We start from the raw sequence: 5361 nt of genomic DNA on the forward strand, positions 1-5361 counted from the left end.
CGGGGGATTTACCACCCGGTGCGTAGTGGATTTCAGGCGGTTATTGGTTAAGCGTTGTAGCATATCCCCAACATTTACCACAATTTGTTCCGGTAAAGAAGTTACCGGAACCCAGTTCTCCTGTTTGTCCAGGATCTGTAAGCCATCTGCAGAAGCACCTACCAGCAAAGTAATCAGGTTGATGTCTTCATGTTGTTCTGCTCTGATAGCAGATTTAGGCTCCTGGGTAATGGGTGGATAATGGATGGCTCTCAGGATGGAATTACCATTATGTATTTTATCGTCAAAATAGTTTTCGTCTAAACCAAGATATAAGGCGATGGCCTGCAACAGGTATTTCCCCGATTGCTCAAACCCACGATACGCTTTAAAGAAAGTAGGCGTAAATTCAGGCACTTCCGCTACCTGCACATTTTCCGGATATTCAGCACCGATAGGATCATTATCTTCTACCGTTTGCCCAAACTGAAAAAACTCTTTCAGATCCGGTGCTTCATAACCTTTGGCGTGTTCCTTACCAAAGGAGGTATAGCCACGCTGACCAGCCAGTTCCGGAATTTCGTATAAATGTTTGGTATCAAAAGGGAGCTTAAAGAATTGTTGCACATAATTGTAGAGGTCCGCAATCAGCTCATCAGGAATCCCATGATTCTTTACCGCTACAAAACCAACTTCTTCGTAAGCCTTCCCTAGCTGCTGCACAAAGGCAGCCTTTCGTTCTGCATCTCCCGACGTGAAGTCCGCCAGATCCACAGAGGGAATAGAGTGGGTTGTTGCCATATCTTGATATTATTGTTTTGGAGCGATAAAGGTAGGGAAAAAGAGCGAACCAGCTTTTAGCCATTAGCTTTTAGCTTTTAGCAAAATGCAGCGGAGAACATAGTCTGGATGTCCATCTCCGCTGCATTTTGCTAAAAGCTAAAAGCTAATGGCTAAAAGCTCTTTCAAAGTATTGTTCTTCGGCAGGGGTGATATCCACCACTGCATACCGATCTACCTGGTTGATCAGCATCTCATCCATGATGTCGACCACATTTTTGTAGTTCGATTTTTTATCTGCTTTGATCAGCACCATCAATTCATTTTTATGAAATGCCTGAAGTACGGAGGTTCTTTTATCGATGATAACATCCCGGATGCCGGCATGATTGGCGTAGCTGGTATAGTGTACCTGTGGCGGCATAGCAGGGTCGTTGCCAATACCTTCATACCAGGCGATGCGATTATCAGGTCCCAGGATAACGGTGAGCGCTTTTTTAGCAGGCAACGACATCGGATCGCCGTCGTCTTTGGGCATAAGCAGATCCATTGTTTTAGGCTGCGCCATGGTGGTGGTCAGCATAAAAAAAGTGATCAGCAAAAAGCCCAGATCCACCATGGGCGTCATATCTACACGGGTAGATTTTTTATTACTACGGGTGCCGCGGTCACCGCTTTTTTCGGAAGTATTTATTTCAGCCATCATTAACGGTTTAGGATAAACGAAAAGTGGTTGAAAGCGCTTTCAGATATTAGATGCGATGTTGGGAAAATTCCATACGCGAATTTTTGTCTTACGCAGGATGATACTGATTTAGATGATTTTCAGGATATTATTTTTTTGATTTCGGGAGATGGAAAATAATCAGGCGGATATTATTGTAAACCTTATCCAGACGGTATTTAAACAAAAAAAAGATGAGCGAAAATTAATGTGAGTTTCACATCAATCTTCGCTCATCTTTTTAATCTTATAAAATCCCAAAAAACAAAATCGGGAAAATCATCTAAATCAGTATCATCCTGAGTAAGACAAAAATTCGCTTAAAACTCCGCACTTTTCGGTGTTCTCGGGAATGCAATCACATCACGGATATTCGTCATGCCGGTAACAAACAGCATCAGGCGTTCAAAACCAAGGCCGAAACCAGCGTGTGGTGCAGTACCATAACGACGGGTATCCAGGTACCAGCTTAATTCTTCTGCCGGCACGTGCATTTCACCCATACGTTTTACCAGTTTGTCGTAGTCTTCTTCACGCTGAGAACCACCTACCATTTCGCCAATGCCCGGGAACAGGATATCCATTGCCCTTACGGTTTTGCCGTCATCATTGAGCTTCATGTAGAAAGACTTGATTTCTTTAGGATAGTCGGTTAAGATCACCGGTTTCTTAAAGTGTTTTTCTACCAGGTAGCGTTCGTGTTCGCTCTGCAGATCAGCGCCCCAGTCTTCAATCAGGTACTGGAACTTTTTGTTTTTATTATGCTTGCTGTTTTTCAGGATATCGATCGCTTCTGTATAAGTAATGCGTACAAACTCGTTGTGCAGTACAAATTCCAGCTTTTCTATCAGTCCCATTTCACTGCGTTCCAGCTGTGGTTTCTGCTTGTCTTCTTCTACCAGGCGGCTGGCCAGGAAGTCGAGGTCATCGCGGTTGTTATCCAGCACATATCCAATCACAGATTTAATGAATGCTTCCGCCAGATCCATATTGTCTTCCAGTTCATAGAAAGCCATTTCTGGCTCAATCATCCAGAACTCAGCGAGGTGGCGGGCTGTGTTGGAATTCTCTGCACGGAAAGTAGGTCCGAAAGTGTAAATATCTCCGAAAGCCATCGCTCCCAGTTCCCCTTCCAGCTGTCCGGATACCGTCAGGTTAGTTGATTTACCGAAGAAGTCTTCTTTGTAATCAATCTCTCCATTCTCTGTCAGCGGCGGGTTTTTCATGTCCAGTGTGGTTACCCGGAACATTTCACCTGCACCTTCAGCATCAGATGCGGTGATAATTGGCGTGTGCAAATACACAAATCCACGTTCGTTAAAGAAGCGGTGTACGGCAAATGCGAGGGCATGACGTACGCGGAAAATAGCGCCGAATGTATTGGTACGGAAACGCAGATGCGCTATTTCACGCAGGTATTCCAGGCTGGGCTTGTTCTTCAGTTGCAACGGATATTTCTCCGGATCACAGTCACCCAGTATTTCCAGGGTAACCGCCTTCAGTTCTACTTTCTGACCTTTACCCAAAGATGGAATAATTTCTCCGGTAGCGCTGATAGCAGCCCCGGTGGTGATGCGCTTCAGCAGCGCAGCATCTGTATTTTCGGTATTGATAACTATTTGTAAATTATTATTGGTAGAGCCATCGTTCAACGCTATAAACTGATTGTTGCGGAAGGAACGCACCCAACCCTTAACCGTTACTTCGTAATGCGCCTTGTCGTCTGACAAGATTTGCTTGACTTTCACCCTTTGGCTCATAATATATTATATTTTAGGACTGCAAAAATAAGTGGAAAACTTCATAGTATATAGTCCGGGGGCCCGCCTTTTCCGAACCCTCTTTGCAAATGAAATGTTAAAAATCACTGGATAGCTTGGCTCATGATCAATAGAATCAGGGTTTTAAGCTTCCCGCTGACAGTCTTTTACAGCCCGGGGAAGACTGTATTACAGGCCGCTTTGGGGCAATTATACCCTAAATATTTTTGGATAATAGTAAAACTTGTTTTAATCTTGCGGTATATTCTGCCTGATTAAGTTCATTTTCACATCTTCATCAGCAGTTCCTAAACTCAATCATTCCCTATCAAATTTAATAAGCTAATTAAATTTATTGACTCAAAAACAATTATTTGTAATTGGTGTATGTTGGTATGCAGTGGTACCCGCCTCACAACACTTCTAAAATTTGACAACACAGATGATGTACGACATCTTACAACTGAACGACATGCTCGTTCCTGAGCTGCTTGATATTGCAGAGAAACTGGACGTTCCCAACGCAAAAAAACTGAACAAACAGGACCTTATCTACAAAATTCTTGATAAACAAGCAGTATTAGCCTCAGAAGATAACCAAGCCAACGGAGACGAAAAGAAAGCACGTAAACGCAAACCTGTAAAGAAAGAAGACGGTAACCACGTTGCTGAAGAACCTGCTCACGCTGAAGAAAAACCAGCTGCTAAAAAAACAGTCGCTAAAAAAACTACCGGTACTAAATCAAAAGATCATGATGCGGACGAAGCACCGGTAAATTCTGCAAAACCTAAGATTAAAGATTTTGAGATAGACCTGGACAGCATTCCTTCTCTCACCTTCGATGATGATGATGATATCATCATTCCTTCTTTTACAGAAGATGAAGAACCAGAAGAGGAAGAAGAAGTGGTATCTATCCCTGCCGCAGAGGAAGAAGAAGAACATGACGACGATGATTTCGTAGTGCCCGGAGAAATTCCAATTGCACCTGCAGCGCAGAAAAACCGCTACCCAAGCAAGAAAGAACCAGTTTTCAATATAGAATTTGATGGCGTAATAGTAAGTGAAGGCGTACTGGAAATGATGCCCGATGGCTACGGTTTCCTCCGCTCTTCCGATTATAACTACCTCAGTTCACCGGATGATATTTATGTATCTCCTTCCCAGATAAAACTCTTTGGTCTTAAAACCGGTGATACCGTGAAAGGCTCCGTACGCCCACCTAAAGAAGGTGAAAAGTACTTTGCTTTACTGAAGGTAGAAACCATCAATAATAAATCACCCGAAGAAGTACGCGACCGTGTACCTTTCGATTACCTGACCCCACTGTTTCCTTTTGAGAAACTGCGGTTAACCACCACTTCCAATAACTACTCTACGCGTATCATGGACATGTTTACGCCTATCGGTAAAGGACAGCGCGGACTGATTGTTGCGCAACCTAAGGTAGGTAAAACCATGCTGCTGAAAGAAGTAGCCAATGCCATCGCTACTAACCATCCTGAAATTTATCTGATGGTAGTATTGATTGATGAGCGTCCGGAAGAGGTAACAGATATGGAACGTAGTGTAAAGGCAGAAGTAATCGCTTCTACTTTCGATGAACCAGCTGAAAAACACGTGAAAGTATCTGCTATCGCGCTGCAAAAAGCAAAACGCCTGGTAGAATGCGGCCACGATGTAGTGATCCTGCTGGATTCCATTACACGTTTGGCAAGAGCGCACAATACCGTGGCACCGGCTTCCGGTAAAGTATTGAGCGGTGGTGTGGAAGCAAATGCTATGCAGAAACCTAAACAGTTCTTCGGTGCGGCCCGTAAAATTGAACACGGTGGTTCATTAACCATCCTGGCTACCGCATTGATCGACACCGGTTCTAAAATGGATGAAGTAATCTTTGAAGAATTCAAAGGTACCGGTAACATGGAACTGTTGCTGGATCGTAAACTGGCTAACAAACGTATCTTCCCGGCGATCGATGTTTCTGCATCGTCTACCCGTCGCGATGACCTGTTGCTGGATAAAGATTCTCTCAAACGTATCCACATCCTGCGTAATCACCTCGGTGATATGAATACAGATGAGTCTATGCACTTCATGCTGCAACATATGCGCGG

4 protein-coding genes are annotated in these 5361 nt (G+C 43.8%); 1 reads left to right on the top strand and 3 read right to left on the bottom strand.

Features of this window, described 5'->3' with window-relative positions; genetic code table 11:
* From VIP81_RS29130 to asnS, 3 genes are all read right to left on the bottom strand, one after another.
* Positions 1-780, bottom strand: a 780-nt coding sequence (locus VIP81_RS29130; RefSeq protein ID WP_331969988.1) for an isopenicillin N synthase family dioxygenase, incomplete at its 3' end; no start/stop codon positions are given.
* A 145-nt stretch (positions 781-925) separates the two neighbouring features.
* A complete protein-coding gene (locus tag VIP81_RS29135) occupies positions 926-1462 on the bottom strand; it encodes a biopolymer transporter ExbD (RefSeq protein ID WP_331969991.1) in 537 nt (178 codons plus the stop codon).
* 341 nt (positions 1463-1803) lie between these two features.
* A complete protein-coding gene (asnS, locus tag VIP81_RS29140; protein WP_331969993.1) occupies positions 1804-3243 on the bottom strand; it encodes an asparagine--tRNA ligase in 1440 nt (479 codons plus the stop codon).
* 472 nt (positions 3244-3715) lie between these two features.
* On the opposite strand from asnS, the gene rho reads away from it, so the two are divergent.
* Positions 3716-5361, top strand: a 1646-nt coding sequence (gene rho / locus VIP81_RS29145; protein WP_331969996.1) for a transcription termination factor Rho, incomplete at its 3' end; no start/stop codon positions are given.

Source organism: Chitinophaga sp. (assembly GCF_036566945.1).
Taxonomy (GTDB): domain Bacteria; phylum Bacteroidota; class Bacteroidia; order Chitinophagales; family Chitinophagaceae; genus Chitinophaga.

Coding starts and splice junctions, on each gene's coding strand:
- VIP81_RS29135 (WP_331969991.1), bottom strand. CDS start 1,462: ATGGCTGAAATAAATACTTCCGAAAAAAGCGGTGACCGCGGCACCCGT.
- asnS (WP_331969993.1), bottom strand. CDS start 3,243: ATGAGCCAAAGGGTGAAAGTCAAGCAAATCTTGTCAGACGACAAGGCG.